The 26,527-nt window shown below is 71.8% G+C and carries 30 protein-coding genes; 20 read left to right on the top strand and 10 right to left on the bottom strand.

The window, feature by feature from the left end:
- The first annotated feature begins 9 nt into the window (after window positions 1-9).
- Together ACFVYA_RS05635 and ACFVYA_RS05630 are read left to right on the top strand one after the other, a co-directional pair.
- Window positions 10-444 carry an SRPBCC family protein gene (locus ACFVYA_RS05635; protein ID WP_387042781.1) on the top strand — a complete coding sequence of 145 codons (435 nt, stop codon included), beginning with the start codon at window positions 10-12 and terminating at the stop codon, window positions 442-444.
- Between the two features lie 94 nt (window positions 445-538).
- On the top strand, window positions 539-1,546 hold the full coding sequence (locus ACFVYA_RS05630; protein ID WP_285987888.1) for an NADP-dependent oxidoreductase: 1,008 nt from the start codon (window positions 539-541) through the stop codon (window positions 1,544-1,546).
- Here the strand turns inward: ACFVYA_RS05630 and ACFVYA_RS05625 are convergent.
- On the bottom strand, window positions 1,543-2,166 hold the full coding sequence (locus ACFVYA_RS05625; protein ID WP_387042778.1) for an HAD family hydrolase: 624 nt from the start codon (window positions 2,164-2,166) through the stop codon (window positions 1,543-1,545). The two genes, ACFVYA_RS05630 and ACFVYA_RS05625, sit on opposite strands and share 4 nt — an antisense overlap.
- A gap of 70 nt (window positions 2,167-2,236) precedes the next feature.
- Here ACFVYA_RS05625 and ACFVYA_RS05620 point away from each other — a divergent pair, with 70 nt between their 5' ends.
- On the top strand, window positions 2,237-2,569 hold the full coding sequence (locus tag ACFVYA_RS05620; RefSeq protein WP_387042775.1) for an ArsR/SmtB family transcription factor: 333 nt from the start codon (window positions 2,237-2,239) through the stop codon (window positions 2,567-2,569).
- On the opposite strand, the gene ACFVYA_RS05615 is transcribed toward ACFVYA_RS05620, so the two are convergent.
- Complete coding sequence (locus tag ACFVYA_RS05615) at window positions 2,538-3,167, bottom strand: pyridoxamine 5'-phosphate oxidase family protein (protein WP_387042772.1); 630 nt, start codon at window positions 3,165-3,167, stop codon at window positions 2,538-2,540. The two genes, ACFVYA_RS05620 and ACFVYA_RS05615, sit on opposite strands and share 32 nt — an antisense overlap.
- 9 nt (window positions 3,168-3,176) lie before the next feature.
- Window positions 3,177-3,776: a TetR/AcrR family transcriptional regulator gene (locus tag ACFVYA_RS05610; RefSeq protein ID WP_387042769.1), complete on the bottom strand. Its 600-nt coding sequence runs from the start codon at window positions 3,774-3,776 to the stop codon at window positions 3,177-3,179.
- Between the two features lie 100 nt (window positions 3,777-3,876).
- On the opposite strand from ACFVYA_RS05610, the gene ACFVYA_RS05605 reads away from it, so the two are divergent.
- Window positions 3,877-4,926 carry an NAD(P)-dependent alcohol dehydrogenase gene (locus ACFVYA_RS05605; protein WP_387042766.1) on the top strand — a complete coding sequence of 350 codons (1,050 nt, stop codon included), beginning with the start codon at window positions 3,877-3,879 and terminating at the stop codon, window positions 4,924-4,926.
- 22 nt (window positions 4,927-4,948) lie between these two features.
- Here the strand turns inward: ACFVYA_RS05605 and purU are convergent, their stop codons facing one another.
- The 5 genes from purU to ACFVYA_RS05580 all read right to left on the bottom strand — a co-directional run bounded on the left by purU (window position 4,949) and on the right by ACFVYA_RS05580 (window position 8,404).
- A complete protein-coding gene (purU, locus tag ACFVYA_RS05600) occupies window positions 4,949-5,824 on the bottom strand; it encodes a formyltetrahydrofolate deformylase (RefSeq protein ID WP_387042763.1) in 876 nt (291 codons plus the stop codon).
- A 15-nt stretch (window positions 5,825-5,839) separates the two neighbouring features.
- Complete coding sequence (locus ACFVYA_RS05595) at window positions 5,840-6,457, bottom strand: maleylpyruvate isomerase family mycothiol-dependent enzyme (RefSeq protein ID WP_387042761.1); 618 nt, start codon at window positions 6,455-6,457, stop codon at window positions 5,840-5,842.
- Complete coding sequence (locus ACFVYA_RS05590) at window positions 6,354-7,055, bottom strand: DedA family protein (RefSeq protein WP_387042758.1); 702 nt, start codon at window positions 7,053-7,055, stop codon at window positions 6,354-6,356. Before ACFVYA_RS05590 ends, ACFVYA_RS05595 begins: the two co-directional genes overlap by 104 nt.
- 63 nt (window positions 7,056-7,118) lie before the next feature.
- Window positions 7,119-7,919 (bottom strand): class I SAM-dependent methyltransferase, encoded by an 801-nt coding sequence (locus ACFVYA_RS05585; protein ID WP_387042755.1) that lies wholly within the window; start codon window positions 7,917-7,919, stop codon window positions 7,119-7,121.
- On the bottom strand, window positions 7,898-8,404 hold the full coding sequence (locus ACFVYA_RS05580) for a DUF2505 domain-containing protein (RefSeq protein WP_387042753.1): 507 nt from the start codon (window positions 8,402-8,404) through the stop codon (window positions 7,898-7,900). Before ACFVYA_RS05580 ends, ACFVYA_RS05585 begins: the two co-directional genes overlap by 22 nt.
- A 24-nt stretch (window positions 8,405-8,428) precedes the next feature.
- Here ACFVYA_RS05580 and ACFVYA_RS05575 point away from each other — a divergent pair, with 24 nt between their 5' ends.
- The 7 genes from ACFVYA_RS05575 (at window position 8,429) to ACFVYA_RS05545 (ending at window position 15,596) form a co-directional block, all read left to right on the top strand.
- Window positions 8,429-9,478 (top strand): UDP-N-acetylmuramate dehydrogenase, encoded by a 1,050-nt coding sequence (locus ACFVYA_RS05575; RefSeq protein WP_387042750.1) that lies wholly within the window; start codon window positions 8,429-8,431, stop codon window positions 9,476-9,478.
- Window positions 9,479-9,637: 159 nt separating this feature from the next.
- Window positions 9,638-10,816 carry an Ig-like domain-containing protein gene (locus ACFVYA_RS05570; RefSeq protein WP_285987900.1) on the top strand — a complete coding sequence of 393 codons (1,179 nt, stop codon included), beginning with the start codon at window positions 9,638-9,640 and terminating at the stop codon, window positions 10,814-10,816.
- A 3-nt stretch (window positions 10,817-10,819) separates the two neighbouring features.
- A complete protein-coding gene (locus ACFVYA_RS05565) occupies window positions 10,820-11,635 on the top strand; it encodes an alpha/beta fold hydrolase (protein WP_387042747.1) in 816 nt (271 codons plus the stop codon).
- A gap of 23 nt (window positions 11,636-11,658) precedes the next feature.
- Window positions 11,659-12,963, top strand: coding sequence for a D-inositol-3-phosphate glycosyltransferase (mshA, locus tag ACFVYA_RS05560; RefSeq protein ID WP_387042853.1), 1,305 nt, complete (start codon window positions 11,659-11,661; stop codon window positions 12,961-12,963).
- Entirely contained in the window at window positions 12,960-13,472 is a 513-nt protein-coding gene (locus ACFVYA_RS05555; protein WP_103337278.1) for a YbjN domain-containing protein, read from the top strand. Before mshA ends, ACFVYA_RS05555 begins: the two co-directional genes overlap by 4 nt.
- Window positions 13,473-13,541: 69 nt before the next feature.
- Entirely contained in the window at window positions 13,542-14,414 is an 873-nt protein-coding gene (locus tag ACFVYA_RS05550; protein WP_285987903.1) for a DUF4349 domain-containing protein, read from the top strand.
- A 432-nt stretch (window positions 14,415-14,846) separates the two neighbouring features.
- Complete coding sequence (locus tag ACFVYA_RS05545; RefSeq protein ID WP_285987904.1) at window positions 14,847-15,596, top strand: phosphoglyceromutase; 750 nt, start codon at window positions 14,847-14,849, stop codon at window positions 15,594-15,596.
- Between the two features lies 1 nt (window position 15,597).
- On the opposite strand, the gene ACFVYA_RS05540 is transcribed toward ACFVYA_RS05545, so the two are convergent.
- Both ACFVYA_RS05540 and ACFVYA_RS05535 read right to left on the bottom strand, forming a co-directional pair.
- Window positions 15,598-16,485 carry a hypothetical protein gene (locus ACFVYA_RS05540; RefSeq protein WP_387042743.1) on the bottom strand — a complete coding sequence of 296 codons (888 nt, stop codon included), beginning with the start codon at window positions 16,483-16,485 and terminating at the stop codon, window positions 15,598-15,600.
- Window positions 16,482-17,120 (bottom strand): DNA-binding response regulator, encoded by a 639-nt coding sequence (locus ACFVYA_RS05535; protein WP_387042741.1) that lies wholly within the window; start codon window positions 17,118-17,120, stop codon window positions 16,482-16,484. The genes ACFVYA_RS05540 and ACFVYA_RS05535 overlap by 4 nt, the downstream gene beginning before the upstream one ends.
- Window positions 17,121-17,187: 67 nt before the next feature.
- Between ACFVYA_RS05535 and ACFVYA_RS05530 the strand changes: the two genes are divergently transcribed.
- From ACFVYA_RS05530 to ACFVYA_RS05490, 9 genes are all read left to right on the top strand, one after another.
- Window positions 17,188-18,048 (top strand): oxidoreductase, encoded by an 861-nt coding sequence (locus ACFVYA_RS05530; protein ID WP_387042738.1) that lies wholly within the window; start codon window positions 17,188-17,190, stop codon window positions 18,046-18,048.
- 146 nt (window positions 18,049-18,194) lie between these two features.
- Window positions 18,195-19,436, top strand: coding sequence for a sensor histidine kinase (locus ACFVYA_RS05525; protein ID WP_387042735.1), 1,242 nt, complete (start codon window positions 18,195-18,197; stop codon window positions 19,434-19,436).
- Window positions 19,433-20,122, top strand: coding sequence for a response regulator transcription factor (locus ACFVYA_RS05520; RefSeq protein WP_013222396.1), 690 nt, complete (start codon window positions 19,433-19,435; stop codon window positions 20,120-20,122). Before ACFVYA_RS05525 ends, ACFVYA_RS05520 begins: the two co-directional genes overlap by 4 nt.
- 124 nt (window positions 20,123-20,246) lie before the next feature.
- The gene (locus ACFVYA_RS05515) at window positions 20,247-21,230 is read left to right on the top strand and encodes a Ppx/GppA phosphatase family protein (RefSeq protein ID WP_285987909.1); all 984 of its coding nucleotides are present in this window, start codon (window positions 20,247-20,249) and stop codon (window positions 21,228-21,230) included.
- 160 nt (window positions 21,231-21,390) lie between these two features.
- Window positions 21,391-23,073 (top strand): hypothetical protein, encoded by a 1,683-nt coding sequence (locus ACFVYA_RS05510; protein ID WP_387042732.1) that lies wholly within the window; start codon window positions 21,391-21,393, stop codon window positions 23,071-23,073.
- 74 nt (window positions 23,074-23,147) lie between these two features.
- The gene (locus tag ACFVYA_RS05505; protein ID WP_387042729.1) at window positions 23,148-23,960 is read left to right on the top strand and encodes a sugar phosphate isomerase/epimerase family protein; all 813 of its coding nucleotides are present in this window, start codon (window positions 23,148-23,150) and stop codon (window positions 23,958-23,960) included.
- Between the two features lie 132 nt (window positions 23,961-24,092).
- Window positions 24,093-24,911 (top strand): thioesterase family protein, encoded by an 819-nt coding sequence (locus ACFVYA_RS05500; RefSeq protein ID WP_387042852.1) that lies wholly within the window; start codon window positions 24,093-24,095, stop codon window positions 24,909-24,911.
- A 217-nt stretch (window positions 24,912-25,128) separates the two neighbouring features.
- Window positions 25,129-25,941 carry a pyrroline-5-carboxylate reductase gene (proC, locus tag ACFVYA_RS05495; protein ID WP_285987912.1) on the top strand — a complete coding sequence of 271 codons (813 nt, stop codon included), beginning with the start codon at window positions 25,129-25,131 and terminating at the stop codon, window positions 25,939-25,941.
- A 193-nt stretch (window positions 25,942-26,134) separates the two neighbouring features.
- On the top strand, window positions 26,135-26,350 hold the full coding sequence (locus tag ACFVYA_RS05490) for a helix-turn-helix domain-containing protein (protein ID WP_013222402.1): 216 nt from the start codon (window positions 26,135-26,137) through the stop codon (window positions 26,348-26,350).
- Window positions 26,351-26,527: the final 177 nt, after the last annotated feature.

Raw genomic sequence — 26,527 nt, 5'->3', positions numbered from 1 at the left:
AGGAGTCAAATGGGAAAGGTCACGGCCACCGCGGAGCGCACCATCGACGCCCCGGCCGACAAGGTCCGCGCGCTCGTCGCCGACTACGCCGAGACGCGGCCGAAGCTGCTCACCGAGCACTACCGCGACTACCAGGTCACTGCAGGCGGGGTCGGCGCCGGGACCAAGGCGAGCTGGAAGCTGCAGGCGACCTCCAAGCGCGTGCGCGACGTCAACGCGACGGTGACCGAGCCGCGGCCGGGGACGCTGGTCGAGACCGACGCGAATTCCAGCATGGTCACCACCTGGACGGTCACCGAAGCGGGTGAACGCAGCGTCGTGAAGATCGAGACCACCTGGGACGGCGCCGGCGGCATCGGCGGCTTCTTCGAGAAGACCTTCGCGCCGGGCGGGCTCAAGAAGATCTACGACGGCGTGCTGGAGAAGCTGGCGGAGATCGTGTAGCTCGTCACAATCGGAATCTGCGCCCCGGTTAGCTGGTTACATCGGGTGGAATCCGGGGCGTCAGCCCCGCTTCGAGACTTGAGGAGATTCGACGATGAGCACGGCGACCGAAATCCGGCTGGCTTCCCGTCCGGAAGGCGTTCCGACGCACGACAACTTCGAGATCGTCGAGACCGAGGTGCCGGCGGCGGGTGACGGCCAGATCCTGGTCCGCAACCTGATCATGAGCGTCGACCCCGCGATGCGCGGCCGCATGAAGGACGTCAAGTCCTACGCGCCGCCGTTCCAGGTCGGCGAGGTCATGTCCGGGGGCGCGGTCGGCGAGGTCGTCGAGTCCCACGTGGACGACGTCAAGCCGGGTGACCACGTGCTGCACCAGGCCGGCTGGCGCACCCACGCCGTGCTGGACGCGGGCCGGTACGTCAAGGTCGACGGGGCCGCGGCGCCGCTGTCGACGTACCTCGGCGTGCTCGGCATGCCGGGCCTGACCGCGTACGCGGGCCTGCTGGAGTCGGCCGAGTTCAAGCCGGGCGACACGGTGTTCGTCTCGGGCGCGGCCGGCGCGGTCGGCTCGCTGGTCGGGCAGCTCGCGAAGCTCAAGGGCGCCAAGCGCGTCATCGGCTCGGCGGGTTCGGCGGAGAAGGTCCGCCACCTGATCGACGACCTCGGCTTCGACGCCGCGTTCAACTACAAGGACGGGCCGGTCGCCGAGCAGCTGCACCAGGCGGCGCCGGAGGGGATCGACGTCTACTTCGACAACGTCGGCGGCGAGCACCTCGAAGCCGCGATCGACGCGATCACCGTGCACGGCCGGATCGCCGTCTGCGGGATGATCTCCACGTACAACGCCACCGAGCCGACCCCGGCGCCGCGCAACCTCGCGCAGGTGATCGCCAAGCGGCTCACCATCCGCGGCCTGCTGGTGATCGACCACTGGCACCTGCAGCAGCAGTTCGTCACCGAGGTGGCGCCGCTGGTGAACTCCGGCGAGATCAAGTACTCGGAGACCTTCGTCGACGGCATCCGCAACGCGCCGGAGGCGTTCCTCGGCCTGCTGTCGGGCGCCAACACCGGCAAGATGCTGGTCCGGATCGCGGACTAGAGGAGTCCGGCCAGCTCCGGCAGGGTCGACGCGGTGTAGGTGGGCGCGGGCGAGCCGGGCAGCGGGTGGACGCCGGGACGGGTGAGCAACGCCGTCTCGAGCCCCGCGGCCTGGGCGCCCGCGATGTCCCAGTCGTGTGCGGCGATCATGACCGCCCGCTCCCCGGGATAGGCGGCCGCGACCTGCCGGTAGGGCTCCGGCGCGGGCTTGAGCCTGCCCACCTGCTCGGCCGAGAAGATCCGGTCGAGCAGCGGGGCCAGCCCGGCGTTCAGCAGCTGCGCCTCGGCGGTGGCGAGCGGCGAATTCGTGAGGGCGACGATGGTGTGACCCTGTTCGCGCAGTTTCACCAGGCCGGGTTCGACGTCCGGATGGGCGGGGAGGCTGCGTAGCCCCTCGCCGATCTTCGTGAGGTCGGCGTCCCGCCCGTGCCGGGCGGCGACCTCGACCGCGGCGTCGCCGGCGATGCCCGCGAAGTCGCGGTAGCCGCCGGTCGCCGTCACGGTCAGAACGGTGTGGATCGCCAGGCCGAACCACTCGCGGCGCAGCTCGGGTCCGCCGATGACGGGGTCGATGGCGGCGAGGTCCAGCAAGGTCTCGTTGACGTCGAGGACGCACAGCATGCGGCACTCCGGAGGTTCGAAGGTTCTCGTACCTGACCGAAGGTACGACAGATGTCGTACCATGTCCAGCATGCCCGGTGAACTGCCGATTCCGGAAATGGCCGATGTCGACCTCGGCACGGTGCTGTCCGCCCTCGCCGACCCGCACCGCCGCGCCGTGGTGCTCGAACTGCTCCGCGGTGACGGCGGCGAGCGGGCGTGCTCGTCGTTCCCGCTGCCGCTCGCCAAGTCGACCCGCACGCACCACTGGAAGGTGCTGCGCCAGGCCGGCCTGGTCCGGCAGCGCGACGCGGGCAACGGCACGTTCGTGCGCCTGCGCCACCCGGAGTTCGAGGCGAAGTTCCCCGGCCTCCTCGACGTCGTCGCCGGGATCAGTACTGCTGGGTCAACGCCCGCTCGTTGAGCCGCGCGTCGAGCTCTTCGGCGGCGATCGGCAAAGCCATCTGGTCACGCATGATCGTGCCCAGCGAAGGCAGGGTCGAGCGGTCCGGCCAGGTCTCCGGCTGCCACAGCGACGACCGCAGGAACGCCTTCGCGCAGTGCATGTACAGCTCTTCGACCTCGACGACCACCGCGAGCTGCGGCCGCTTCCCCTTGACCACCAGGTCGTCGAAGAACGGCGCGTCCGACACCAGCTTCGCGCGGCCGTTGACCCGCAGCGTCTCGTTCATGCCCGGCACCAGGAACAGCAGCCCGGCGTGCGGGTTGTCGACGATGTTGCGGAAGCTGTCGATCAGCTTGTTGCCCGGCCGGTCCGCGAGGACCAGCGTCTTCTCGTCGAGCACCAGCACCGAGCCGGCCGGGTCGCCGCGCGGGGAGACGTCGCAGCTGCCGTCCGGCGCCGACGTGGCCAGCAGCACGAACGGCGAGTGCGCGATCAGGTTCCGGGCGTGCTCGTCGATCCGGTCGATGACCTTCTTCTGCGTCAGCTCGGCCACCTCGCCGACGACCTCGCGCAGTGCCTCGTGTGAGTCGACGACTGTCCCCTGGATGATCCCCATGCGCCCAACCTAGCGGTCACCACCGACAGTCCGGCCCGCGATCACGATCCGCGCGGCCTCGGTGGACTTCTGCACCACCAGGTCCGCCGAATAGCCGTGCTTCACGAAGACGCCGTCGAGCTGGAACGTGCCGTAGCCGTGGGCCTGGGTGAACAGCTGCTCCATCAGCTCCAGCGCCGTCGCCGGGTCCGGGGCGACGGCCAGGCAGCGCATCAGGAACTCGTCGGTCAGCCGTCGGGTCTGCTCGTGCAGGCCGACGTGCTCCGGGCCGTGCAGGCCGTCGGCGTAGATGACGTTCATCCCCGCCCTCCGCTCGATCAGGTACCGCGTGTACGCGCCCGCGGCCGCGGCCAGGGCGTCCGCCGGGTTCTCGTGCTCGCCGGCCGCCGCGGCGACGCGCTCCGCCAGCTGGCAGGCGATGTGGCAGGCGACCTCGGCCAGCAGGGTCTCGCGGTCGGCGAAGTGCCGGTACGGCGCACCTGGACTGACCTTCGTCCGGCGCGCGACCTCCGCCACGGAGAATCCGGCCAGCCCCTGTTCGGCGATCAGGTCGAGCGAAACGCGCACGAGCTCGCCGCGGAGGTCGCCGTGGTGGTACTTGCCGCCCATGACCTGGATCACATCTCTCGGTCGAAATATGTAAGACACCTCTTACGTAGAGATGTAAGAGGCCTCTTACGAACAACGGTACTTGAACTTGGAGGGTTCCATGAGCACCACCACGCACGCCATCGCCGCTCCGGCGCCGGGCGCGCCGCTGGCGCCGACCACGATCGAGCGCCGTGACCTGCGTCCCGGCGACGTGCTGATCGACATCGCCTACGCCGGCATCTGCCACAGCGACATCCACCAGGTCAAGGAGGACTGGGGGCAGGCGATCTTCCCGATGGTCCCGGGCCACGAGATCGCCGGCGTGGTCGCCGCGGTCGGCTCGGACGTCACGAAGTACCAGGTCGGCGACCGCGTCGGCGTCGGCTGCATGGTCGACTCCTGCGGCCAGTGCGAATACTGCCTGGCCGGCACCGAGCAGTTCTGCGTCAACGGCAACGTCCAGACCTACAACGGCGTCGGGTTCGACGGCGAGAACACCTACGGCGGCTACAGCAACCAGATCGTCGTGAAGGACGCCTTCGTCTGCCGCATCCCGGAGGGCATCGGCCTCGACGTCGCCGCGCCGCTGCTGTGCGCGGGCATCACCACCTACTCGCCGCTGCACCACTGGGGCGCCGGCCCCGGCAAGAAGGTCGCCGTGATCGGCCTCGGGGGGCTCGGCCACCTGGCCGTCAAGATCGCCGCCGCGATGGGCGCCGACGTGACCGTGCTGAGCCAGAGCCTCAAGAAGCAGGAGGACGGCCTCAAGCTCGGCGCGAAGGACTACTACGCCACCAGCGACGAGTCGACGTTCGACGTCCTGCGGGGCAAGTTCGACATCATCCTCAACACCGTGTCGGCCAAGCTGCCGGTGGACGCCTACCTCGGCCTGCTGCGGGTCGGCGGCGCGATGGTGAACGTCGGCGCGCCCGGCGAGCCGCTGGCCTACCGCGCGTTCTCGCTGATCGGCGGCAACAAGGTGCTGGCCGGCTCGATGATCGGCGGCATCGCCGAGACCCAGGAGATGCTGGACTTCTGCGCGGAGCACGGCATCGGCGCGGAGATCGAGACCATCTCCGCGGACAAGGTCAACGAGGCCTACGAGCGCGTCGAGAACTCCGACGTGCGCTACCGGTTCGTCATCGACGCCAAGACCATCGGCGCGTGACCTCCCGGGCACGGCAACCGCGTCAGAACACCACGGTGCGGTTGCCGTGCACCAGCACGCGGTTCTCCAAGTGCCACCGGAGGCCGCGGGCGAGGGTGACTTTTTCGATGTCCCGGCCCTTGCGGACCATGTCCTCGACCGAGTCGCCGTGGTCGACGCGGATGACGTCCTGCTCGATGATCGGGCCCGCGTCGAGGTCCGCCGTCACGTAGTGGCAGGTCGCGCCGACGAGCTTCACCCCGCGCGTGTGGGCCTGGTGGTACGGCTTCGCGCCGATGAACGACGGCAGGAAGCTGTGGTGGATGTTGATCGCCCGCCCGGCCCACTCGCGGCACAGGTCCGCGGGCAGGATCTGCATGAACCGGGCCAGCACCACCGCGTGCGGGTCGTGCTCGTCGACCAGCTTGCGCACCCGCTCGAACGCCGCCGCCTTGTCGCCGGGCGGGAACGGCACGTGGTGGAACGGGATGCCGTGCGCGCGGGTGATGTCGGCCAGTGAGTCGTGGTTGCCGATCACCGCGGCGACGTCGACGTCGAGTTCCCCGGAAGCCACCCGGCCGAGCAGGTCGTACAGGCAGTGCCCGGCCTTGGAGACGAGGATCACCGCGCGGCGCCGCTCGCCGGTGTCGCTGACCTGCCAGCTCGACTCGGCGGACAGCTCCGCGGCCACCTCGGCGAAGCGGGCGCGCAGCTCGTCGGCGGCGAAGGGCAGCGAGTCGGCCCGGACCACCTGGCGGGTGAAGAACCAGCCCGTGTCCGGGTCGGTGTGGTAGGCCGCCTCGACGATCCAGCCACCGTGCTCGGCGAGGAACCCGGAGATCCGGGCGATGATGCCGGTGCGGTCGGGGCAGCCGAAGGTGATGACGTAGCGGCGTTCGGGAGCGGTCACGCCGTGCATTCTCCCTGGCGCTGGTCAGGGCGCCGCGAGTGGTGCGAGGTCACCCGTGACCGACGCCTGGTGCGGACGTCCCCACAGCGCCCGGTAAACCTCGTCGGCGGCGCCGGTGACCTCCGCGCCGGGCTCGCCGAGGACCCACGTGCGCTCCGGTGTCGTGACGCGGACGTCGGCCTTGTTGCCCAGGCGCGGGGTCAGGTAGGTCAGGAACTCGTCGATCCCGTCGTTCGAGAACGCGGGGGAGAAGCGCGTCTCCGGGCCGTCTTCGAGGGCCGATTCGGCGTCGAGGCGGTGGATCGCCGTCTCGTGCGCCATCCGCCGCGTCCAGTCGCCGACCGTCGTGGCGAAGCCCGGGTACGGCGAGAAAGCGGGGGCTTCCGGGTCGCGGCCGAGTGCTTCGCGCAGGGCCAGGCGCTGGCCGTCCCACCACCCGAGGACGTCGTCCCAGCCCGACGGCGGCTCGGGTCGCACCGGCCGGTTCACCGCCAGGCCGACCGCGAAGCCGTGCACGAACGCGATGTGCGTCACCAGGTCATGGACAGTCCACTTCGGACAGTTCGGGACCCGGGCCGACGGCCCGGCCGCCAGCGCCGCCCGCTTCAGCCCGTCCGCGTGGACGTCGATCGCTTCGAGCATGGGCCGACCGTAGCCGCCGCCCGGCCTCGATGGCGACCACCAAACCCAGGCCCAGGCTGAAGGACAGCAGCAAGCCCTTGGCCGGCTCGTCGGCGAAAGCGGCTCCGCCCGCGAAGCCGATCAGCACGCTGTACACCGCCCAGATCGCCGCGCCGGCGGCGTCGAGCGGCACGAACCGGCGCAGCGGGTAGCCGAGGCTGCCGTTCGCGAGCGCGCTGGCGACGCGGCCGCCCGGCAGGTAGCGGGCCGCGATGATGAGCAGCCCGCCGTGGCGGCGCACCTGGTCGAGGGCCCACTCGTAGCGACGGCGTCCGTCGGGCCCGCGCTGCAGCCGCGCGATCGCCTGCGGCCCGGCCGCCCGGCCGACGGCGTACCCGAGGCAGTCGCCCGCCCACGCGCCCCCGGCCGCCACCGCGGCGAGCAGCGTCAGCTGCGCGGGATCGGGTCCGAGCAGGACGGCGACGGTGACGACCGTGGTTTCGCTGGGCATGAAGGGCAGCAGCGCGTCCAACCCGGACACCGCGAAGACGACCACCCACAGCCACGGCGAGCCGAGCGCATCGCGCAGCAGCTCGGTGACCTGCCCCAGGAGTTCCACGGCTCAATGGTGATCACCGAAGGTCACCCGCGGGTGACGCAGCGGGGGTGGCCCGGTGAACGTTCAGGCGGGAGCGACCGCCGTCCACGGCACGGTCAGCTCGCCGAGGCGGATCCGGGACGGTGGGCCCAGCACCGGCCGGCCGCGCGCGGCCAGCAACCGAACCGTCTCCAGCCAGCGCGACCGCACGCCGAACGCCTGGTGCGGAGCCGACGTCGCCCAGCAGGCGTCCAGGGCGGACAGCAGCGAGTGGACCCGCTCACCGGGCACGTTCCGGTGGATCAGCGCCTTCGGCAGCCGCTCGGCGATCGTCGACGGCTTCTCGAGCCCGGCCAACCGCATCGACAACGTCAGGGAGACCGGCCCGGCCCGGGAGACCAGCACCCACGTCGACAGCCGGCCGATCTCGTCGCAGGTGCCCTCGACCAGGAGGCCCTCGGCGGGCATCGAGCCGAGCATCAGGTCCCACGCGCCCGCGACCTCGTCCTCCGCGTACTGCCGGAGCACGTTGAACGCCCGCACCAGCACCGGCCGCGTCCCGGCGAGCTCGAAGCCGCCGCGGCGGAAGTCCAGCAGGGGCGGCGCCGCGGCGGACTGCGCGGCGGCCACCCGCACCGGATCCAGCTCCAGGCCGAGCACGCGGACGTCCGGGCGGACACCGCGCAGCCGGCGCGCCAGCTCGACCGTCGTCACCGGGGAAGCGCCGTACCCGAGGTCGACGACCAGGGGCGCGTCGGCCGAACGCAGCAGCCGGGACGTGGCCGGCGCGGACGCGATCCAGCGGTCGACCCGGCGCAGGCGGTTCGGGTTGGTCGTGCCGCGCGTCGGCGCGCCGACCGGGCTCAGTTTGCTTCGGTGAGCCACTTCGCGGTGAATTCGGCTTCGCGCTCCAGCAGCTTCGTGACCTGGTCGGCGATCACGCTCTCCAGCTTCCCGCCGAACAGCGGGATCCGGACCGTCACTTCGCCGCTCGTCCGCAGCACGGTCTGGTCCCCGTTGGCCAGCAACGCCGTCCGCGCGGTGATCTCGCCCGGGACGCCACCGACCTCGACCGTGGCGTTGCCCTGGTGGCCGGTGCCGTCGTTGCTCACGCGCCAGGTCTGCGTGCGGGTCACCAGCAGATCGCCCTTGTGCAGCGTCCGGACCGCCTGCGGCAGCTTGTCGGCGCTGATGCCCTGCCGCAGCTGGTACCGCAGGCCCGCGTCGGACAACTCGTACGCCAGCAGCGCCGCGCTGTGCCCGCCGAGCTCCTCCAGGCGCGCCCGCAGCGCCGCTTCGCCGGCGACGGCCGCGTACGTGGACGCGACGTCCGCGGTGAACGCAGCGCGGTGCTCGATCCGGGATCCCATGGACCGAACAGTACCGTCAGGCGGGTGAACCGTACTTCCGAACTCCCGAAGCTCGCCGCGTACACCACGCTGCGCCTCGGCGGCCCGGCCCGCCGCTTCGTCAGCGCCGTGACCAGCGAAGACCTGGTCGCGGCGGTCCGCGAGGCGGACGCGGCGGGCGAGCCGGTGCTGCTGCTCGGCGGCGGCTCCAACCTGGTGGTCGGCGACGCGGGGTTCGACGGCACGCTCGTCGAGGTGGCGAACACCGGCTGGCGGCGTGACGGCCACCACGTGGACGTCGAAGCCGGCCAGAACTGGGACGCGTTCGTCGCCGCGCTGGTCGGGGCCGGGCTGGGTGGGCTCGAATGCCTCTCCGGCATCCCCGGCAGCGTCGGCGCGACACCGATCCAGAACGTCGGTGCGTACGGCTGCGAAGTCGCCGAGTCGATCGTCTCGGTGGAGCTGTACGACCGCGGGACGCGCGAAGTGCGCACGCTCAAGGCCGACGAACTCGGCTTCGCCTACCGCACCAGCGTCCTCAAGGGCACGGACACCGGCGTCGTCCTCTCGGTCCGCTTCGAGGTCCGCGAAGACGGCCTTTCCGTGCCCATCCGCTACGCCGAGCTGGCGCGCACGCTCGGCGTCGAGATCGGCGCCCGCGTCCCGGCCGCCGAAGCCCGCGAAGCCGTCCTCGAGCTGCGTCGCGGCAAAGGCATGGTGCTCGACCCGGACGACCACGACACGTGGAGCGCAGGCTCGTTCTTCACCAACCCGATCGTGCCGGGCGCCGAGGCCGAGGCGGTTCTCGCGCGGATCACGTCGGTCGTCGGCGCCGAGGCGCCGCAGTACCCGGCCGACGGCGGCGTCAAGCTGTCCGCGGCCTGGCTGATCGAGCGCGCCGGCTTCGGCAAGGGGTACCCCGGTCCGGGGAACCGCGTTTCGCTGTCGACGAAGCACACGCTGGCGCTGACCAACCGCGGCGACGCGACGACGGAGGACCTGCTCGCCCTGGCCCGCGAGGTCCGCGACGGCGTCCAGGAGCGCTTCGGCGTCCGGCTGCACCCCGAACCCCTGCTGATCAACTGCGTGATTTGAGCCGAACCGGGCAACCCGTACGTGTGTAGGACGTCTTTGTCGACAAAGGCGTCGCCACCTGACTGGTTGGACTTTGCCCATCAGCGGGTAACGTCGGCCGGGCTACCAGCGCTAAAGGGCGTGTGCCCGCTGGTCGGCGGGGGATTTCAGGAGGTTTCGGTGATCGAACGGCGTACGGTCTTCAAGGCTGCTCTGGCGGCTGGGGCCGCACTGGCCGCCGCCGCGTGTTCGAGCGAGACGGGCGGCACGGCGAAGCCGACCGGCGCCAACAGCGACGGCGAGGGCGGTGGCGCGCAGCCAGTGGCGAAGATCACGGCCGAGCCCGCCGCCGACGCCAAGGACGTCCCGGTGCTCAAGCCCGCCGTGCTCAAGGTCGCCGACGGCAAGCTCACCGAGTGCAAGCTCAGCGCCGACGGCGGCAAGGAGGTCAAGGGCGACCTCTCGCCCGACGGCCTCACCTGGACCAGCTCCGAGCCGCTCGGCTACGGCAAGACCTACACCTACGCCGCCAAGGCCACCGGCTCCGACGGCAAGCCGGTCGAGTTCAAGGGCAGCTTCGCCACGATCGCCCCGGCCAAGCAGGTCCGCGCCACGCTCAACCCGGCCGACAACCAGACCGTCGGCGTGGCCATGCCGATCAGCGTCAAGTTCGCGTCGCCGGTCAAGGACCGCAAGGCGGTGGAGAAGGCCCTGTCCGTGAAGACGGACAAGGACGTCGAGGGCGCGTGGGGCTGGCTGTCCGACAGCCAGGTCGACTACCGGCCGAAGGAGTACTGGCCGCAGAACGTCACCGTGAACGTCGAGGCGAAGCTCTACGGGGTCGACCTGGGCGGCGGCGCGTACGGCAAGGCCGACGTCACCACGAAGTTCAAGATCGGCCGCAACCAGGTCGTCAAGATCAACACGCCGGACCATCAGATGCACGTCTACCGCGGCGGCGCCCAGGTCAAGAGCTACCCGTGCGCGAACGGGCTGGACGGCGAGGTCGACCGCAACACCCCGAACGGCACCTACATCGTGATGAGCAAGGAGCCGTCGGCGATCTTCGACAACGCCCGCTACGGCTACACCAACGTCAACAAGAAGTGGGCCTGCCGGTTCTCCAACCACGGCGAGTTCATCCACGAGAACCAGGACAACGCGGCCAACATCGGGAAGACCAACAACTCCCACGGTTGCGTCAACCTCCTCGAAGCCGACGCCAAGGACTACTTCGACTCGGCGATGATCGGCGACCCGGTCGAGATCACCGGCTCGAAGCTGTCCCCGCCGATGAACTCGGACGTCAAGGACTGGAACTACAGCTGGGCGGCCTGGCAAGGGCTGGGTGCGAAGTAGCCCGTGCGCACCGAAGTCGTCGGGCACGGCGGAGTCCGGCTCGGCCTGCGGGTCGAGGGCGCCGAAAACAGCAGGCCGATCGTGTTCGTGCACGGCTGGGCGCAGTCGGGCGGGTGCTGGGCCGCGCAACTCGCCGACCCGGCCCTGACCGAACGGTTCCGCCTGGTCGCCATGGACCTGCGGGGACACGGCGCTTCCGACGTCCCGGCCTCCGGGTACGACAACCCGCAGGTCTGGGCGGACGACCTCGCCGCGGTGCTCGACTTCGCCGGCCCGGACGCGATCGTCGTCGCCTGGTCCTACGGCGGCCTGGTGTTGACCGACCACATCCGGGTGCACGGCACCGCACGCCTGCGCGGGCTCGTGCTCGTCGGCGCCATCACCGAGATCGGCCGCGACCGGCCCGGTGGCCGCGTCGGCGCGCTGATGCGCGAGCACATGCGGGCGATGCTTTCGGACGATCCGGACATCGCGATCCCGGCGCTCACCGCGTTCAACCGCGAGATGGTCACCGGGCCGGTGCCCGGCGCGCAGGTCCAGGCCCTGCTCGGCGCTTCGCTCAGCGTGCCGCCTTCGGTTCGCTCGGCGCTCTTCCGCCGGGACGTCGGCAGCGAAGACGTGCTGGCCGGGATCGACAAACCCACCCTGGTCGTGCACGGCTCGCACGACCGTGTGATCGACTCCGCGGCGGCGGAGCACGCCATCGGGAAGATTCCGGGTGCCACCGGGCGTTGGTTCCTTGACGGGGGGCATGCGCCCTTCGCCGAGTCCGCGGCCGAGTTCGACGCGGTGCTCCGGCAGTTCGCCGAGGAATGCTGACGTACGCAGGAGACGTGACCCAGGTGACCAGCAACATCCGGAGGTTCCGCGCTGTGCCGCGCCGGATCGCGGTGCTGTCCGTGCACACCTCGCCGCTCGAGCAGCCCGGAACCGGCGACGCCGGCGGGATGAACGTCTACGTCAGCCAGACCGCCACTGAAATGGCCCGCCGCGGCGTCGAGGTCGAGGTGTTCACCCGCGCGACCGCCTCCGGCCAGCCGCCGGTGGCCGAGCTGGCGCCCGGGGTGACCGTGCGGCACGTGCAGGCCGGCCCGTTCGAGCCGCTGGCCCGCGACGAGCTGCCCGCCCAGCTGTGCGCGTTCACCTCCGGCGTGCTGCGGACCGAGGCCTTCCACGAACCCGGCCACTACGACCTCATCCACTCGCACTACTGGCTCTCGGGCCAGGTCGGCTGGCTCGCCCGTGACCGCTGGTCCGTGCCGCTGGTGCACACCGCGCACACGCTGGCGAAGGTCAAGAACGCCGCGCTCGCCGAGGGCGACAAGCCGGAACCGCGCGTCCGCGTGATCGGCGAGGAGCAGGTGGTTGCCGAGGCCGACCGGCTGGTCGCCAACACCGCGGTCGAGGCGCGTCAGCTCATCGACCTCTACGACGCCGAGCCGGACGCGGTGCACGCCGTGCCGCCGGGCGTCGACCTCGAACGCTTCACGCCGGGCTCCCAGTCCGCGGCCCGCGCGGAGCTGGGCCTGGCCGACGACGACGTCGTGCTCGCCTTCGCCGGCCGGATCCAGCCGCTCAAGGCGCCGGACGTGCTGCTGCACGCCGCGGCCGCGATGCTGCGCCGCCGCCCCGAGCTGGCTCCGCGGCTGGTCGTGCTGATCGTCGGCGGGCCGTCGGGCACCGGGCTCGAGCAGCCGCAGGCCCTGCGCGAGCTGGCCGGTTCGCTCGGCATCGAGGGCCAGGTCCGGTTCCTGCCGCCGCAGCCCGGCGAGCGCCTCGCCCGCGTCTTCCGCGCCGCCGACGTCGTCGCGGTGCCCAGCTACAACGAGTCGTTCGGCCTGGTCGCCCTCGAGGCGCAGGCGTGCGGGACACCGGTGGTCGCCGCCGAGGTCGGCGGGCTGCCGGTGGCGGTGCCGCACGGCGTCTCCGGGCTGCTGGTGCCCGGGCACGGCGCCGACGAGTGGGCGGACGCGCTGGCCGCGGTCGCGCTCCGCCCGGACCGGCGCGCCGAACTCGCCGCCAACGCCGTCGTGCACGCGCGCCGGTTCTCCTGGCGCCGGACGACGGACGCGCTCCTGGACATCTATGCTCAGGCCACCAGCGCCTTCTCTCGCGCGCTGGACCTGCGCGCGGAGGTGGCGGTGTGAGCCTGGACGAGCTGATCCAGTCTACTTTGGACTCTGCCGAGCTGAAGTACGACAAACGCGGGCCGGGCAAGTACTTCGTCACGCTGCCGGGGACGAAGAAGCTGCAGACGAACGCGTGGCTGGTCGACGGCGACCACGCGTTTTCGGTGGAGGCCTTCGTCTGCCGCCGTCCCGATGAGTCCCATGAGGACGTTTACCGCTTCCTGTTGCAGCGCAACGCGAAGCTCTACGGCGTCCATTACACAGTGGACAATCTCGGGGACATCTACCTGGTCGGCCGGTTCGGCAAGGAGACGATGAGCGCCGACGAGCTCGACAAGGTGCTCGGCCAGGTGCTGGAAGCGGCCGACGGCGACTTCAACACGCTGCTCGAGATCGGCTTCGCGACGTCGATCAAGCGCGAGTGGGACTGGCGCGTCTCCCGGGGGGAATCCCTGGCCAACCTCCAGGCGTTCAAGCACCTCGTCGCGCCGGAGAAGCCGCACGAACCGGGCTTGACCGAGTCGTGACCCGGGCCGTGCAACGGTCCTGATCCGGACATCCGTCTCCTCGCCAGTCGAACTGGAGGGAGACGCAGGATGCGGACTCGATGGAGAGCCGGGCTCGCGGTCGTGGGCGTGGCGTTCGTGCTGGCGGGCTGCTCGGCGGGCCAGGACGGGAAATCGTCCATGGCGGACAGTGCCGGCTCCGGGCCGGTACCGGCCGCGCCGCAGCAGGGCACCGGTAAATCCGGGCAGGAGAAGGTGACCCCGCCGCAGCCGGGCGCCACCGAACGCAAGCTTTCGCGCAGCGCCCGGCTGGAACTGACCGCCCCCAAAGTGGTCGACGTCGTCGCGCAGGCCCGCGGGATCGCGCAGGGCGCCGGCGGCTACACCGGGCAGGAGAGCACCGGTGAAGAGCTGGCGACACTCAACCTCGCGGTACCCGCCGACCGGCTCGACGGCGTGCTCGACCAGCTCGTGCACCTCGGCAACCTGGTGAAGCGGGAGCTGACCACCCAGGACGTGACCGAGCAGGTCGTCGACGTCGACGCGCGGCTGGCGACGCAGCGGGCGTCGGTGGAGCGGATCCGCGCCTTGCTGGCGAAGGCCACTTCGGTGTCCGAGATCGCTTCGGTCGAAAGCGAGCTGACGAGCCGCGAGGCGGCGCTCGAATCACTCGAGCAGCAGCGGAATTCGCTGGCGGGCAGCGTCGCGATGGCGACCGTGGCGATGACCATCCGCAACGTCGCCGCACCTCCGCCGCCGGGTGAGGACCACAGCGGCTTCCTCGGCGGGCTGGCCGGCGGCTGGCACGCGTTCCTCATCTTCGGCGGCGGCCTGCTGACCGTGCTGGGCGCGCTCGCGCCGTTCCTGCTGTTCCTGGTGCCACTGGGCTGGCTCGGCTGGTGGCTCCACCGCCGTCGCCGGACGCCCGCGCCGGAACCGGCGCCGGCTCCGAGCGAGACCTGAGCGGAACAGGCGGGACGGCTCGAGGGAGGGGGAGTCGCGATCTCGAGCCGCCCCGCTGAAGTTCCCGCCGATCAGGACCCGGTGGCGAGGGGGGTGCCAACGGGGCCGGCGGGCCGCGGCTCGGCAGGGGGGAGACGAGCCGCGGTCAATGCCCGAATCCGGCCGGGGAGTGCGTGGAATCCGGCCGCTCGGGACGTAGCCAACCTGTCAGATCCCGCCGGGTAATCACAAGGCTACTGGCTAGCCCGTTCGAGTGAATTTTCACAATGTCGATAACAGTGTGCAGTCCGCCGCCGGAATTTTGCGCGTTGTTGGCGGGCGGACTTGTCGAAGAGTGAGGTGTTACTTCCGAGTAACACACTCTGGGTAGGACAGCCGCTGCGGCGGAGGTCACCAGTCGGCTGCGTGGTGCGTTCTGGCAGGCTGTGGGCTATGGCCGAGATTGGGACGTTGGTGCTGCTGCGGCACGGGCAGAGCACGTGGAACGCGGAAAACCTGTTCACCGGCTGGGTGGACGTACCGCTTTCGGAACAGGGCGAGAGCGAAGCCCGCCAGGGCGGCCGGCTGCTGGCCGACGCCGGGCTGCTCCCGGACGTGGTGCACACCTCGCTGCTGCGCCGCGCGATCTCCACCGCGAACATCGCGCTGGACGCCGCCGACCGGCACTGGATCCCGGTGAAGCGCGACTGGCGCCTCAACGAGCGCCACTACGGCGCCCTGCAGGGCAAGGACAAGAAGCAGACCCTGAACGAGTTCGGCGAGGAGCAGTTCATGCTCTGGCGCCGCTCGTACGACACCCCGCCGCCGGCGATCGACCCGAAGGACAAGTGGAGCCAGGCGGGCGACGCCCGCTACGCCGGCCTCGGCGACCAGGCCCCGCTGACCGAGTGCCTGAAGGACGTCGTGGAGCGGCTGCTGCCGTACTGGGAGTCCGAGATCGTGCCGGACCTGCGCGCGGGCAAGACGGTGCTGGTGGCCGCGCACGGCAACTCGCTGCGCGCGCTGGTCAAGCACCTCGACGGCATCTCCGACGCCGACATCGCGGGGTTGAACATCCCGACGGGCATCCCGCTGCGCTACGACCTCACCGAGGACCTGCGGCCGGTGAAGCCGGGCGGCGAGTACCTCGACCCCGACGCCGCCAAGGAAGCCGCCGCCGCGGTGGCGAACCAGGGCCGCTGAGCTAGGCCGCGGTGACCGGCCGGACACCGGTCACCTTCCAGCCTGCCCCTTCCCGGACGACGTCCAGTTCGGTCGTGAAGGGGCGGCTGGTCGCCTTTCCCGCCGGGTCGGTGACCTGCAGCGTCGTGAAGAACAACACGATCGCCCGCCCGCCGGTGAGCGCGACGACCCCGGCCATCGGGTCCGGGCCGAGCGCGACCTTCGTGCCGCTCCGGCGGATCGCCTCGACGTAGGACGCCTTCTTCGCGCGGTAGTCGTCCGCCAGCGGCCCGGCTGTCACCGCTTCGGCTCGCGCGTAGCTGCCTTCCGGATCGGTGCTGTCGGTCGTGAACAGCGCGCCGGCCGCCGCGCGGGCGCCCGCCAGCGCGGAGTCGCGCGTCCCACCCGTGCTGCCGTCGTCCGGCTGCGGTGCCGGCGCCGGTTGCGCCGGATTCACCGCGATGTCGGAGAGCCGCCAGCGCCCGCCTTCCCGGACCGCGGTGAACGCGACCGTGGCCAGGCCCTTGGTGGCGCCCCGTTCTGCTGCAGCACTGTCCTGCTGCAGCACGGCCAGGTCCCGGACCTTGTCGCCGGTGAACTCGAGCGCGGCCGCCTGCCGCACCCGCGTGACCAGGTGCACCGGCTGCGGGCTCTTCCGGATCTGGTCGAACAACCGCGTCAGCTGGTCCTTCGCCGGGCCGGTGACGTTCGCCGCGACGGCCTGGTCGAAGGCGCCCGGGCTCGCCGAGTCGTAGCTGAACACCGCCTCGGCGGCCGTCTTCACCGCGTCGAGGGCGGCGCCCGTCCGCCGGGCGTCGACCAGCGCCAGGTTGCCGCCGACCGGCACCGCCGTGCCGGTCACCGTGCACGCGGACGTCAGCAGGAGCAGCGCCGGCAGCGCCCGCCTCACAGGAGCCCGGCTTCGCGGGCCCGGGCCCCGGCCTGGAACCGCGACGACGCGCCCAGCAGCTCCATCAGCTCCGCCACCCGGCGCCGGTAGGTGCGCAGGCTGACGCCGAGGACCCGGGCCGCCGTCTCGTCCTTGCAGCCCGACGCCAGCTGCTCCAGGATCTCCCGCGCGCCCAGCTCGGTGAACCGCGCCTGGTAGGACTCGAGGTCGGTCGCGGCGTCCCAAGCCGCTTCGAACAGCGACTGGATGCCCTGGACCAGGTCCGGGTTGCTGATCACCGTGTAGCCGCGGACACCGCCGACGTGGTCGCCGGCCACGATCGCGAAGCGCCGGTCGAGCAGGATCGTCTCGTTGATCTCGCGTTCGGTGATCCGGATCCGGGCGCCGTGCGCGGCGATCTGCCGCAGGTGGCCGGCCAGCGCGGGGTCGAACAGCACGCCCGGCAGGTAGATCTTGCGCAGGGTCATCCCGCGCACCGACTGCTCGCGTTCGGGCGCGCTCGGGTGCGCCACCGACCACGTGTGCAGGTCGCGGGCCGCGCACGAAACCTCGGTCGCGAGCTCGAAGAGGTGGGCCGTCCGCTCGAACAGCTCCGCTTCGCCGCGCACCATGACGACGTCAGTCACCTTCTCCACGTGTTCCAGTGTGGCAGCAAGCTGCCAAACCCGGAGGTCACGCGGGCTGCGCCGGAAGGCTGGTGCCATGACCACGAACACGCTCCCCGCCGCCGCGGCGGGCACCTGGAAGCTCGGCTCCTTCGAAGTCAACCGCCTCGGGTTCGGCGCCATGCGCCTGGTGTCCACTTCGGACGGCGGCATCCGCGCCCGCGAGACGTCCCTGTCCGTGCTGCGCCGCGCCGTCGAGCTCGGCGTGAACCACATCGACACCGCCGCGTTCTACTTCGCCGGCCCGCGCTCGGCGAACGAACTCATCAACAGCGCGCTCTCGCCGTACGACGACCTGGTCATCACCACCAAGGTCGGGCCGGGCCGCGACTTCGAGGGCACCTTCCACACGGCCCGCCCGGAGCAGCTGCGCGCCCAGGTCGAAGAGAACCTGCGCGAGCTGGGCCTCGACCACCTCGACGTCGTCAACTACCGGATCGGCCAGGCCCTCGACCGCGGCACCGGCTCGCTCGCCGACGGTTTCGGCGCGCTCGCCGAACTGCGCGAAGCCGGGCTGATCCGCGAGCTGGGCATCTCCAACGTCGGCCCGGAGCACCTCACCGAGGCCCTCGCGATCGCGCCCGTCGTCTGCGTCCAGAACCAGTACGGCCTGACCGCCCGTCGCGAGGACGACGAACTCGTCCGGATGTGCGCCGAGCGGGGGATCGCCTTCGTGCCCTTCTTCGCCGTCGCCAGCGGGACGGGGGAGGACGCGCGGGTGGCCGAGGTCGCGCGCCGCCACGACGCCACCCCGGCGCAGGTGCGGCTCGCGTGGACCCTCCACCAAGGACCGCACGTGCTCGCCATCCCCGGCACCGGCGACGTCGCGCACCTCGAGCAGAACGTCGCCGCGGCGACGCTGGAGCTCACCGCCGAAGACCTGGCGGCCCTCGGGTGAATTCGCCCGGAATGTCTCGCCGGGGAATCGATCGGGTGAACGCCGCCTGAAGCCCCGGCGAACATGTCCTCCGCAGGTGTCGCGGTGCTCACGACAAGGCGGACAACGCTAGGCCGAAGGGCCACTTCTCAGCTTACGATCGGCCCGTGACCACGCCTGTTTCACTCGCACTGGCCATCGGCGCACTGGTGGCCGGTGCGGTGGCCGGCTACATCCTGGCGCGGGTGCGCACCCGCCGGGAAGAGGTCCGGCCGCCGGGCCCGACCGTCGCGGAACTCCTCGAGCGGCTGGTCCGGTCGTCCAACAACGGTGTCGTCGTGCTCAACCGGTTCGGCGACATGGTGCTGCACAACCCACGCGCGTACGAGCTGGGGCTGGTGAAGGTCAACCAGGCCGACCCGCGGGCCCGCAAGGCCGCCGAGCAGGTCGTCGAAACCGAAGAACCGCTGGAAATCGACCTTTCGCCGCTCGAAGCGCGTGGCCGCCAGCCGGAGGCGGTGCTCGGCCAGGTCCGGCCGCTGGGCGACGGCTTCACCGTCGTCGAGGCGATCGACCACTCCGAAGCCATCCGGCTGGAGGCCGTGCGCCGCGACTTCGTCGCCAACGTCAGCCACGAGCTCAAGACCCCGGTCGGCGCGATCGCGCTGCTCACCGAGGCGGTGCTCGACGCCGCCGAGGACGTCGCCGAGGTCCGCCGCTTCGGCGGCAAGATCCTGCGCGAGTCCACCCGGCTCGGCCAGCTCGTCACCGAGCTGATCGCGCTGTCGCGGCTGCAGGGCGCGGAGCGGCTGCCCGACCTCAACGTCGTCGAGGTCGACGCCGTCGTCCGCGAGGCGCTCGGCCGGACCACGCTCTCGGCCGAGTCCGCGGACATCGGCATCACCACCGACCACCCCAGCGGCCTGCTCGTCGAGGGCGACCGCACGCTGCTGGTCACCGCGCTGTCGAACCTGTTGGAGAACGCTGTCGCGTACTCGCCGGCCGGCAGCCCGGTGTCGATCTCCCGGCGGCTCGCCGACGGGATGGTCGAGATCGCCGTCACCGACCGCGGTATCGGTATCGCCGAGGACGAGCAGCAGCGCGTGTTCGAGCGCTTCTACCGCGCCGACAAGGCCCGCTCGCGCGCCACCGGCGGCACCGGCCTCGGCCTGGCGATCGTCAAGCACGTGGCGGCCAACCACGGCGGCTCGGTGGGGCTGTGGAGCCGTCCGGGCACCGGCTCGACGTTCACCCTGCGCATCCCCGCGCACGTCCGCCCCGAACCGGCCACCGAGCCGGCGCGGGCGGCCAAGACCTCGCCGGCACCGCGGCAGGAGAAGACCCCCGAGCGCACCCCCAGGCTCGTGGTTACCGGGCAGGACAGCCCAGATCATGGAGGAAACCTGTGACCAGGGTTCTCATCGTCGAGGACGAGGAGTCGTTCGCCGACCCCCTCGCCTTCCTGCTGCGCAAGGAAGGGTTCACCGCCGCCGTGGCCGGCACCGGGCAGGCCGCGCTGGAGGAGTTCGACCGCAACGGCGCCGACATCGTGCTGCTCGACCTGATGCTGCCCGGGATGAGCGGCACCGACGTCTGCAAGCAGCTGCGCCAGCGCTCCGCCGTGCCGGTCATCATGGTGACCGCGCGCGACAGCGAGATCGACAAGGTTGTGGGCCTGGAGCTGGGCGCGGACGACTACGTCACCAAGCCGTACTCGGCCCGCGAGCTGATCGCCCGGGTCCGCGCGGTCCTGCGCCGCGGCGGCGAGCCCGGCTCGGAGGGCGAGCTGGCCCCGCTGGTGCTCTCGGCCGGCCCGGTCCGGATGGACGTCGAGCGGCACGTCGTGACTGTCGACGGCGCCGACGTGTCGCTCCCGCTCAAGGAGTTCGATCTGCTCGAGTACCTGCTCCGCAACGTCGGCCGCGTGCTGACGCGCGGGCAGCTGATCGACCGGGTGTGGGGCGCGGACTACGTCGGCGACACGAAGACGCTCGACGTCCACGTGAAGCGGCTCCGCTCGAAGATCGAACCCGACCCGGGCTCGCCGCGGCACCTCGTCACGGTTCGCGGCTTGGGCTACAAGTTCGAGACGTAAACGGCATTCCGGTGCGGTATCGCCCGGTTTCGGCCGCCGCGGAGGCGCGCCGGGGCGGTACCGCACCGAGTGTTGTTGGTTACATGTTCGAGACCTGCCGCTGGGCCCGGTACCCTGGACCCCCGTGCGCCTAGGGGTACTCGACGTCGGTTCCAACACCGTCCACCTGCTCGTGGTCGATGCCCATCGGGGCGCCCACCCGACGCCGATGCATTCCGAGAAGACCGTGCTCCGGCTGGCCGAGCAGATCACCCCCGGCGGCGAGCTCTCCAAGGCCGGTGCCGACGAGCTGGTGACCGCGGTCGAATCCGCGAAGGAGTCCGCCGCGCGGCTCGGCTGCGAAGAGCTGATGGCGTTCGCCACCTCCGCGGTCCGCGAAGCGAAGAACTCCGCCAAGGTGCTGGCCCGCGTGACCGACAAGACCGGCGTCGACCTGCAGGTCCTTTCGGGTACCGACGAAGCGAGGCTCACGTTCCTCGCCGTCCGCCGCTGGTACGGCTGGTCGGCCGGGCAGCTGCTGGTGCTCGACATCGGCGGCGGCTCGCTCGAGGTCGCGATGGGCCGCGACGAGGAGCCGGTGCTGGCCGAATCGCTGCCCCTGGGCGCCGGCCGCACCACGCGCACCCGCTTCAAGCACGACCCGCCGACGCGCTCGGAACTCGTCGCGACGTCCGCGTGGCTGGACGACCAGCTCGCCGACCTCGCGCGCAAGGTCACCAAATGGGGTGAACCCGATCGGGTCGTGGCGACGTCGAAGACGTTCCGCTCCCTCGCCCGGCTGACCGGCGCCGCCCCCTCGGCGGCGGGACCGCGCGTCCGACGTACGCTCACCGACACCGCATTGCGCCAGCTCCTGGCCTTCGTTTCGCGGATGCCCTCGGCCGATCTCGCGCAGCTCGAGGGCGTCAGCTCGAGCCGATCGCACCAGCTCGTGGCGGGTGCGCTCGTCGCGCAGGCGACGATGCGGGCGCTCGGTGTGCCGGAACTCGAGATCTGCCCGTGGGCTCTGCGAGAGGGTGTCATCCTGCGGCGGCTGGACCATTCGAACGGCGCGGATGAGACTGGAGCCGCCCTCGTGGGGCGCTTCGGCGCACAGGAGGACCGGTGAAAGCACGCGGCTGGACTTCCCGGACGGATAACGGGCACGGTGGAGAGGTGACGGACATGCACAGGTCGGTGTACAGCGCGCGCGGCGCCGCCGGTGGGCCGTCGGGTACCACTCCGCGAGGTGCCGACAGTAACTCGGTGCGCGCAGGGGATCACCAGGTATGACGGACCAGACCGGAGGCGACCAGCCGCAGAAGACCGTGGCTGAGCTGCTCGCCCAGCACGGTGCCCAGGTCGACGGCGGACGCCGTCGCCGTCGGCGCGCCGTCGATGACGACGACGAACCCGCCACCCCCGAAGCCCCGCCCGGCGCCACCGGTTCGCACCGGCGGCCGGGCGTGAGCGACACCGGCCCGCAGGCGATCATCGACCGGGTGGCGTCCGAGGGCACGCCGCCCCCGCCGGCACCCCCCGCGCGCCCCGCCGGACGGCGTCGCGCCGAGCCGCCGTCCCCGCCGCCGCCCGCGCCCCGCGCGGTGCCGCAGGACTCCCAGCCGCTGCCCCGGCCGGTGCCGCCGCCCCCGGCGCGGCCCGCCCCCGGCGGTGCCGAGTCCGGCCAGTACGCCCGCCCGGTCCCGCAGGAGTCCGGCCAGTTCGCCCGGCCGCCGCAGGAATCGGGCCAGTTTTCGCGCCCGGCCGCGCCGGAGCCCGTGAAGCCGCGGCCGCCGGAGTCGGCCCAGCTGCCGGTGCCGCCGCGTGCCGCGCCGCGCCGCCAGCCCCCGCCGCCGTCCCAGCAGCTCCCGGTGCCGCCGCAGCCGTCGCAGCAGCTGCCGACCCCGCCGTCGGCCGAGGAGACCCGGGCCGTCCCGCCGGTCCGCCGCCGCCCCGGCCCGCCGCCGCCGTCCCAGCAGCTCCCGGTGCCGCCCCAGCCGTCGCAGCAGCTGCCGACGCCCCCGCCCCCCGGCGGCCCGCTGTCGGCCCGGCTCGACGGCCTCAACGGCACCCCGGACGCCGACATCGACATCCCGCCGGGCCCCCCGATGGCCAGCGGAACGTTCGCGACGCCGCCCGCGGCACCCGGCCGCCCGCGCCGCGCCCCGGCGCGCCGCCCGGAGCCGAAGCGCGAGGACCACACCGAGCAGTTCTCGGCGGTCCCCGACGAGGAGCCGCCCGCCCCGCCGGCGCCGAAGAAGGGCAAGAAGCCCGAGCCGCCCATGCCGTCCTCGCCCGCGGGCCTGGCGAACTGGCGCAAGCGGCGGCAGAAGGAGCAGATGGAGGACACCGAGATCGGCGTCATGCCGGTGGTGCCCACCGACGCCCCGGACGACGGCTACCCCGAGGACGACTTCGAGCCCGACGGCTTCGCCCCGGAGAACAGCGGCTACCAGGCCGCCTACGACGAGGGTCCGCCGACCGGCGCGTACCCGCCGCCGATGCCGTTCGCGCCCGGTGACCGGGCCTCGAGGGCACCGATCCCGGAGGACCTCGCGCCCTACGAGCGCGAGTTGGCCGACGACGGCTACCCCGCGGACGGCCCGGACTTCGAGCAGGACGACTACGCCTACGAGCAGGGCGAAGGCTACGAAGACGACGAGTACGACGACGCGCCCGAGCCGGTCGCGGAGCCGGAACCCGCGGCTTCGCCCGGCAAGCAGTGGCTGGCCCTGGCCGGCCAGCTGGCGATGGGCGTCGTCGGCGGGGCCGCCGTCTGGCTCGGCTTCAACTGGCTGTGGGTGAACATCCCGGCCGCCGCGCTGATCGCCGCCCTGCTGGTGGTCGTCGCGCTGGTCTGGATCGTGCGGAAGATCCGCCGCGCGGAAGACCTGCAGACCACGGTGCTGGCGGTGCTGGTGGGCCTGGTGGTGACGGTGTCGCCGGCGGCGTTGCTGCTCGTCGGCCGCTGAGGTGCCCGGGACGCGGTGATCCGCGTCCCGTTAGCGGCCCGGCGGCGCCGCCCACCCACCGCGGGCGAGGCAGGATGGCGCGCGTGACAGACGAGCAGCCGGTCCCCGTCGGACTCAGCACGGCGTCCGTGTGGCCCCTCAAGGCGGGGACGGCCTTCGAGCTGGCCGCCGAACTCGGCTACGACGGCGTCGAGGTGATGGTCTGGGCCGACCCGGTCAGCCAGGACGTCACCGCGCTGCGGCGCTGGTCGCGGCGCACCGGCGTGCCCGTGCTGTCGGTGCACTCGCCGTCACTGCTGATCACCCAGCGGATCTGGTCGCCGGATCCGGTCGTGCGATTGCGGATGTCGGTCGACGCCGCCCTCGAGCTCGGCGCGCGCACGGTGGTGGTGCACCCGCCGTTCCGCTGGCAACGCCGGTACGGCGATGCGTTCGGCGATCTGGTCGCCGAACTGGAGGAGTCGAGCGGCGTCGAAATCGCCGTGGAAAACATGTTCAAGGTCCGGCCGCCGGGTGGTTCGAGGAATTCGCGCGTGTCCGCGTTCCGGCCGTCGATCGATCCGACGGACGTCGGGTTCCGGCACTACACGCTCGACCTGTCCCACACAGCGGCAGCCGAGATGGACGCGCTGGCGCTGGCCCAGCGGATGGGTGACGGTCTCTCGCACGTCCACCTGGCCGACGGCACCGGCGTCCCGAAGGACGAACACCTGGTACCCGGGCGCGGCGGCCAGCCCTGCGCCGAACTGCTCGAGAAGCTGGTCAGCAACGGTTTCGCCGGGCAGATCGTGCTGGAGATCAACACCCGGCACGCCGTCACCGCGGCCCAGCGCGTCCGCGATCTGGCCGAGGCGTTGTTGTTCGCGCGGTTCCACCTCGGGCAATAACCGCGCCGGCGTAGCTGCTCCCGAGTGCATTTCCGCCGGTACAACCCGTAAAGTTCGGACCGTGAAACCGTCGCTCTCGTTGCTCGTCACCTGCCCCCATTCCCGAAATGGCACGGACCGTTCGTGAGCGGATTGGACGGCACCGCCGTGTCCTTCGACACGGCGAGTGCGGCGCGGTCGCTGGGGGACGGCACCTTCACCGCGGTGCTGCGTGCGGAATGGGCCATCGGTTCCCATCCGCACGGGGGTTTCCTGCTCGCCCTGCTGGCCCGGGCGGCGATCGCCGCCCTGCACGAGCGCGGTGAGCCGCACGCGGAGCCGCTGGTCGTCAGCGCGGAGTTCCTGCACGCGCCCGCGCTCGGCCCGGTGCTGCTGCGCACGGACATCCGCAAGGTCGGCCGCCGCGCGACGGTGGTCGAGGTCCGGCTGGAGCAGCGCGGCCGCAGCTGCGTCGAGGCCAGGGTGACGACCGGACGGCTCCCGATGCGCCGCCCGGAGTGGACCGACGTGCCGTCGATGCCTGCCGAGCCACCGCCCGGGGCGCTGGCGATGGCGGAGAGCACCGAAGGGCCGTTCAACCTGGCCAAGGGGTGCGAGGTCCGGCTGGATCCGGCGACCGCCGGCTACCTGACGGGCCGCACGGGCGAGCCGCCCCGGATGCGGCTGTGGGTCCGGCCGCGGCACAGCCTGGTCGACCCGTACTTTTCGCTGCTGGCCTCCGACGTGAACCCGCCGGTGGTGATGAACCTCGGCCGCATCGGCTGGGCACCGACGGTCCAGTTGACGGCCCTGCTGCGCACGCGCCCGGCCCCGGGCTGGCTGCGGGTGGTGGTGGAGTCGAGGTCGGTGCACGAGTCGTGGTTCGACTCGGACGCGACGGTGGTGGACGCCCAGGGGCGGCTGGTGTGCCAGGCCCGGCAGCTGGGCTTGGCCCCGGCACCGGGCGGCTGAGCCCTGGTTGCGGCGGTTCTGGTGGGCACGGTGGGGGTGCCCGCCGGCCCGGTTGCCCGCTGAGCGGCTTCGCCATGCTCCGGTAGTGAGCCGGGCGCCGGTCCTGGTGCGGGCGCGCTTGGCCGTCCGAGCGGCCCGGTGCGCCCCGCCGCCTGCCCCGCTCCGCGACCTCGCCCCGGCACTCGGCGCCCCCGGCCGGTTTGGCACGCTTGGGTCCATGACGGTCATCGCGGTGCTGGGTGCGGGCAAGATCGGTGAGGCGTTGCTGTCGGGGCTGCTGCACGGCGGCCACGAAGCAGGCGACCTCCTCTTCACCGAGCGGTACCCGGCGCGCGTCGAAGAACTGACCAGCCGCTACGGCATCCGGGGCGTCGAGGTCGAAGAAGCCGCCAAGCGGGCCGACGTCCTGGTGGTCGCCGTCAAGCCGCAGGACATCGAGCCCGTTCTCGATGAACTCGCGCCGCTGCTCGGGCCGTCTTCGCTCGTCGTCTCGCTCTGCGCCGGGCTGCCCACCTCGCTCTACGAACGGCGGCTCGCCGAGGGCGTTCCCGTCGTGCGGGTCATGCCGAACACGCCGATGCTCGTCAACGAGGCCATGAGCGCCATCTCCGCCGGGCGGTACGCCACCGCCGAGCACCTCGCCGTGGTGCGGGACCTGCTCTCGCACGTCGGGCAGGTCGTCGAGGTGCCGGAAGGCCAGCAGGACGCCGTCACCGCGCTGTCCGGGTCCGGGCCCGCCTACTTCTTCTACCTGGTCGAAGCCATGATCGACGCCGGGATCCTGCTGGGCCTGCCGCGGGCGCTCGCCGGGCAGCTGATCATCCAGTCGGCCGTCGGCGCGGCGAAGATGCTCGCCGAATCCGACGAGCACCCCGTGCTGCTGCGCGAGGCCGTGACGTCGCCGGCCGGGACGACCATCAACGCCATCCGCGAGCTCGAGAAGCACGGCGTCCGCGCCGCGCTGCTGGCCGCCATCGAGGCCGCGAAGGACCGCTCCGTGGAGCTCGGCAAGGCCCACGACGAGGACTGATTTCCCCGGAAAGGGCGATCGCCGGGGTCTTGCACGCGCGGGTGCTTGTGCGTTAGCGCTGGTAGGAGCCCATCTCGGTGACAGGCGTCGCATTAGTCCCACCAGTCCCGCTACTCTCGATAGAGCACGTGCGTGTCGATACCACAGGTGGGGAAGCCTCGTGGCGCGACACGTGTCGAAGGACGCGGTAAACATGTCGCCGAACAAAAAGGAGGATTTGCCCGCCGTCGGGCAGGTCCAGTTCTTGACGGTCGCCGAAGTGGCCACGCTGATGCGGGTCTCCAAGATGACCGTCTACCGTCTCGTGCACTCGGGTGAGCTGCCCGCCGTCAGGGTCGGGAAGTCCTTCCGGGTGCCGGAAAAAGCAGTGCACGAGTACCTCCAGGGTGCCTACTACGACGTGGGCTGAACCGGCTGACGGGCACGCCGTGGCCAGCGTCGCGCAGCGCTACGACGTGCCCGCCGACCGGCCCGCTGACTGGCCTGCCCGGGGAGACGGGTAACCTGGAAAACCGCTCGTGCCTGTGCGCTCCACCCGTTGGACGCTGCGCCGGGCAGCGTGACCGACGTCGACCTAAGGAGCGCC

Source organism: Amycolatopsis sp. NPDC058278, assembly GCF_042881395.1.
Lineage (GTDB): Bacteria > Actinomycetota > Actinomycetes > Mycobacteriales > Pseudonocardiaceae > Amycolatopsis.
The sequence above is the reverse complement of the archived record's forward strand: the minus strand, read 5'-3'. Positions and strand labels throughout refer to the sequence as shown.